The sequence below is a fragment of the Frisingicoccus sp. genome (genome assembly GCA_016298055.1).
In the GTDB taxonomy this organism is placed as follows: domain Bacteria; phylum Bacillota; class Clostridia; order Lachnospirales; family Lachnospiraceae; genus Frisingicoccus.
Genome location: JAEDDO010000131.1, coordinates 1 through 5,010, shown reverse-complemented (window position 1 = coordinate 5,010; position 5,010 = coordinate 1). Strand labels below are relative to the sequence as shown.

At 43.3% G+C, this 5,010-nt stretch carries 3 protein-coding genes and 1 other annotated feature; of the genes, 2 read left to right on the top strand and 1 reads right to left on the bottom strand.

The window, feature by feature from the left end:
* Window positions 1–11 precede the first annotated feature (11 nt).
* Window positions 12–2,093 (bottom strand): elongation factor G, encoded by a 2,082-nt coding sequence (gene fusA, locus QZZ35_RS08995; protein ID WP_291237096.1) that lies wholly within the window; start codon window positions 2,091–2,093, stop codon window positions 12–14.
* Window positions 2,094–2,273: 180 nt separating this feature from the next.
* Window positions 2,274–2,527: a binding site (T-box leader), on the top strand.
* Here fusA and QZZ35_RS08990 point away from each other — a divergent pair.
* Together QZZ35_RS08990 and aroA are read left to right on the top strand one after the other, a co-directional pair.
* Window positions 2,528–3,706 carry a prephenate dehydrogenase gene (locus QZZ35_RS08990; protein WP_330635641.1) on the top strand — a complete coding sequence of 393 codons (1,179 nt, stop codon included), beginning with the start codon at window positions 2,528–2,530 and terminating at the stop codon, window positions 3,704–3,706.
* Between the two features lie 20 nt (window positions 3,707–3,726).
* Complete coding sequence (aroA, locus tag QZZ35_RS08985; protein WP_291237094.1) at window positions 3,727–5,004, top strand: 3-phosphoshikimate 1-carboxyvinyltransferase; 1,278 nt, start codon at window positions 3,727–3,729, stop codon at window positions 5,002–5,004.
* Window positions 5,005–5,010 lie beyond the last annotated feature (6 nt).

The following is a 5,010-nucleotide window of genomic DNA, read 5'->3' as shown; positions in this document are numbered from 1 at the left end:
CTTGGCTCATATTATTCGGATTTTTCATTATCTGCGATAACCTTCGCCTGAACATCACTTGGAGCCTGTTCATATCTGCTGAAGGAGTATGCATATGTTCCGCGTCCGCCTGTCATGGAACGAAGATTTGTGGAATATCCGTAAAGTTCAGATAATGGGATATCTGCAACGATTTCTGTCTTTCCGCCTGCTATCGGATTCATACCAAGTACACGGCCGCGTTTCTTGTTCAGATCACCCATGATATCTCCGGTATAACTGTCCGGAACAGTAACACTTAAGGAAACGATTGGCTCAAGGATAACAGGATTTGCCTGCATAAATGCACTCTTGAATGCCTGACGTGCCGCTGTCTTGAATGCCATTTCGGAAGAGTCAACCGGATGGTAGGAACCATCGAACAATGTTGCTTTAACACCAACTACAGGATATCCAGCCATAGGTCCTTTCAGAACGGATTCCTGAATACCTTTTTCAACTGCAGGGAAGTAGTTCTTCGGAACTGCACCGCCGACAACTCTCTCAGCGAATTCATATGCAGATTCAAGATCGCCGGATGGTTCAAATTCCATAGCAACATCGCCGTACTGGCCATGTCCGCCGGACTGTTTTTTATATTTTTCACGTACGGAAACTTTCTTGCGGATTGTTTCACGATACGGAACTCTCGGTTTAGAAAGATTGATCTTAACTTTGTATTTTGCTTCCAATTTGCTTACAACAACGTCAAGATGCTGATCACCCATACCATAAAGCAGTGACTGACGATTCTCTTTATCATTAAATGCTCTGAGTGTCAGATCTTCTTCCATCATCTTCTGGAGTGCCTGGGAAATCTTATCCTCGTCTCCCTTGTTCTCTGCTTCATATCTCATGTATGTATATGGAGATTCCACTTCAAACTTTTCAAATACAAGCGGATCTGCCTTAAGTGACAGTGTATCACCGGTTGATGTATTGGATAATTTTGCGATCGCACCGATATCTCCGGCTTTTAATTCAGGCATTTCGATGGCTTCTTTACCGCGAAGCACGTAAATACGTGATAATTTTTCTTCGGTATCTTTTTCATAGTTGTAAATAACTGAATCGGATTTTAATTCTCCGGAACAAACTTTGATCAGTGAATAACGTCCGATGAATGGGTCAACGATCGTCTTGAATACATAAGCGGAGAATGGACGACGGGAGTCGTAATCCACATTGTATTCTTTATCTGTACGAGGGTCCTTACCAAAGATCTTAATATGATCACGGATTGGTGATGGAAGGAACTCAACACATGTCTGAATCAAACCTTCAATACCATATTCCATTGTACCGGAACCGCACTGAACAGGAACTACGGAACCTTCATTTACATTTACACGAAGAGCATCGATGATTTCATCAACTGTAAATTCATCTCCGTCAAAATAACGTTCCATATATTCTTCATTTGTCTCAGCAACCGCTTCCATAAGAGCTTCACGGCATGGATCAAGATTATCCTGTACATCTGCAGGTACATCTCTCTCTTCCCATTTACCGCCGCCTGTGAAACGACGTCCCTTTAATGTAACCACATTGACAACACCTGTAAACTTGCCGTCTTCGCGAATCGGCAGATGGAATGGAGCAATACGTTTTCCATACAGTTCACGGAGCTGTTCAACAACTTTCATGTAATCTGCATGTTCATCATCCATGTTTGTTACGAAGAAAACTCTAGGAATACCATATTTTTCACAGTAAGCCCATGCCTTTTCTGTTCCGGCTTCAACACCTGCTTTACCGTTGATAACGATAATCGCACCATCTGCTGCAGCTAATGCTTCATCAACTTCACCTGCAAAATCCAGATATCCAGGTGTATCTAAAAGATTGATCTTCCAGAAATTCCATTCAATTGGAACTACAGATGTGCTGATTGAAAATTTACGACGGATTTCTTCTTTATCATAATCGCTGATGGTATTGCCATCTTCAATGCGTCCCTGGCGTGTTGTAACTCCTGTAACATGAGCCATAGCTTCAACGAGTGATGTCTTACCGCATCCACCGTGTCCTAATATAGCAACGTTACGAATGTCCTGTGTTTTGTAAACCTTCATGTCTTATTCCTCCAATACGTTTGTATTTACTCATGGATATATTCTACTAAAAAAATCACATATCTTCAAGAGTTTTATGAAAAATATACAAGTTTTTCTGAAAATAATTGTACTTTCACACATTAAACAAAAAAAGCCTTGCATTTTTAAAACGAAAATGCTATGATATTTTCAATGAAATTAAAGGCTGAGAAGGGAATCAGTAAGGATTTTTCGTTTTTTACAGAAAGTAACCGGCAGATGAGAGGTGCATTAAACATTTTCCTGAATACATCCCGGAGCTGCAGGCTGAAACCGATGGGCAAGTAGGCTGTGCCGGACGCAACCGTTACATTGCCGGAGTATTATCTTAACAGACGTACTCTATGAGATCTGTACAGTGATGCACAGATGAATAAAGGTGGTACCACGGAAGTTTTGCTTTCGTCCTTTATATTGAGGGACGGAGGCTATTTTTTTACTATGCGGAAAGTTTCACAGTCCCAAAACAATCAAAGGAGGACTTAAAAATGACTAGACAAACGATTGGATTTATCGGACTTGGATTAATTGGGGGTTCCATTGCAAAAGCACTGAAGTCAAAGAGACCGGACGCGACCTTTATCGCATATAACCGCAGCAAATCAAGTCTTGTGGAAGCCATGGCAGACGGAACGATCAATCAGGCCATGGATACGATCGGCCCCGCATTTTCCGAATGTGATATGATTTTTCTGTGCGCGCCGGTCAGTGTCAATATCCGCTGTCTGGAACAGTTAAAACCGATCATAAAACCGACCTGTATATTGACAGATGTAGGAAGTGTAAAAACAACCATTCACGAAGCTGTCGAAGCACTTGGTATGACCCATTACTTTATCGGCGGTCATCCGATGGCCGGTTCGGAAAAAACAGGCTACAGCAGTGCCAAAGCCCATCTGCTCGAGAATGCCTATTATATTCTTACTCCGGGAGAAGGAACGACGGATACCATGATTTCTGAAATGGTTTCAATTGTAAAGGATATTAATGCACTTCCTATTATTTTAAATTATAAAGAACATGACCGTATCACTGCCGCTATTTCCCACCTTCCCCATATTATTGCCTATACACTGGTCAATCTTGTGAAAGATTCCGATAATCCGCAGGGTATGATGCGAATGCTGGCAGCGGGTGGATTTAAAGATATTACCCGAATAGCTTCCTCTTCTCCGGAAATGTGGCAGCAGATCTGTGCCGAAAACAAATCCCAGATCATTGATATGCTTAACCTTTATATAGAACGTATCAGCGATATGGGAACAGCTATTCAAAATAATGATACACAGATGCTTCTTGATGCTTTTGGTTCTGCCAAAAATTATCGGGATGACATTCCTCAAAGCCACGCCAGAAGTCTTCTTCAGTCATCCTATGAAATCTTTGTTGATTTGATTGATGAATCCGGAGCGATCGCAACCATTGCCACGATTCTCGCAACCAATGGTATCAGTATCAAGAATATCGGCATCGTCCATAATCGTGAATTTCAGGAAGGCGTACTTCATATTGAATTCTACGATGAAGAATCTGCCGAAAAGGCAACTGAATTACTGGCAAAATATCACTATGTCATTCATCTTCGTAAATAAATTTTCAGGAGCGATATATTATGAAAATCACACGAACAAATGCTTTAAAAGGAACGGTTTCGGTTCCGGGAGATAAATCCATTTCTCACCGCAGTGTTATGCTCGGCTCAATTGCCGACGGCATTACAGAAGTCCATCATTTTCTTCAGGGAGCGGACTGCCTCTCTTCGATTGCCTGCTTTCGCCAGATGGGCATCCATATTGAAAATGACGGGAATATCGTCCGTATCCACGGACAGGGACTCCACGGCTTAAAAAGTCCTTCCGATGTGCTTGATACAGGAAACAGCGGCACAACGACACGACTTATGTCCGGTATTTTAGCCGGCCAGAATTTTGAATGTGTCATTAACGGAGACGCTTCGATTCAGTCCCGTCCGATGAAACGTATCATAACCCCGCTGTCTATGATGGGAGCTTCGATCGAAAGCCTTAGGGGCAATGATTGTGCGCCGCTTAAAATTACAGGCCAGAAACTTCACGGTATTCATTACGATTCACCTGTTTCCTCTGCTCAGGTTAAATCTGCTATTCTTCTGGCGGGTCTTTATGCCGAAGGCGAAACCAGTGTGACGGAGCCGGTACTCTCCCGAAATCATACAGAGCTTATGCTCAAAGGCTGTGGCGGTGATATCACTTCTGTCGGCACAACTGCCACTCTCCGTCCGGTCAAACGCCTTGAAGCCCAGAAAATTGTCGTGCCGGGAGATATTTCTTCTGCCGCCTACTTTATGGCAGCCGGTCTCATTGTTCCCGGTTCCGAAATCTGCATTGAAAATGTGGGCATCAACCCGACCCGCGACGGTATGATCCGTGTATGTCAGGCTATGGGCGGCGACATCAAACTTGAAAATGTCCATGAAGTCTGCGGTGAACCTGTTGCGGATATCATTATACACCATTCTTCATTACACGGGACAGTGGTTGAAGGCGCAATCATCCCGACATTAATCGATGAACTCCCAATTATCGCCATCATGGCCGCTTTCGCCGAAGGACAGACCATTATCCGGGATGCTGCGGAACTTAAGGTTAAAGAATCTGACCGCATTGCCGTCATGAGCGAAAATTTAACAGCCATGGGTGTAGACGTTACCCCTACCGATGACGGCATGATCATCAATGGCGGCAAGACTCCTCACGGTGCTCAGATTCAAAGTCATTTAGATCATCGGATCGCCATGTCCTTCGCAGTTGCTGCCCTTGCAAGTGAAGGAGAAACTGAAATTATCGGAAGCGATTGCGTTAACATTTCCTATCCGACATTTTATAGAGATTTATTCCAACTGGCTAAATAAAGTGGG

Bases quoted from the DNA above. Each gene is read 5' to 3' on its own strand.
- fusA (WP_291237096.1), bottom strand. From the start codon at position 2,093: ATGAAGGTTTACAAAACACAGGACATTCGTAACGTTGCTATATTAGGA.
- aroA (WP_291237094.1), top strand. From the start codon at position 3,727: ATGAAAATCACACGAACAAATGCTTTAAAAGGAACGGTTTCGGTTCCG.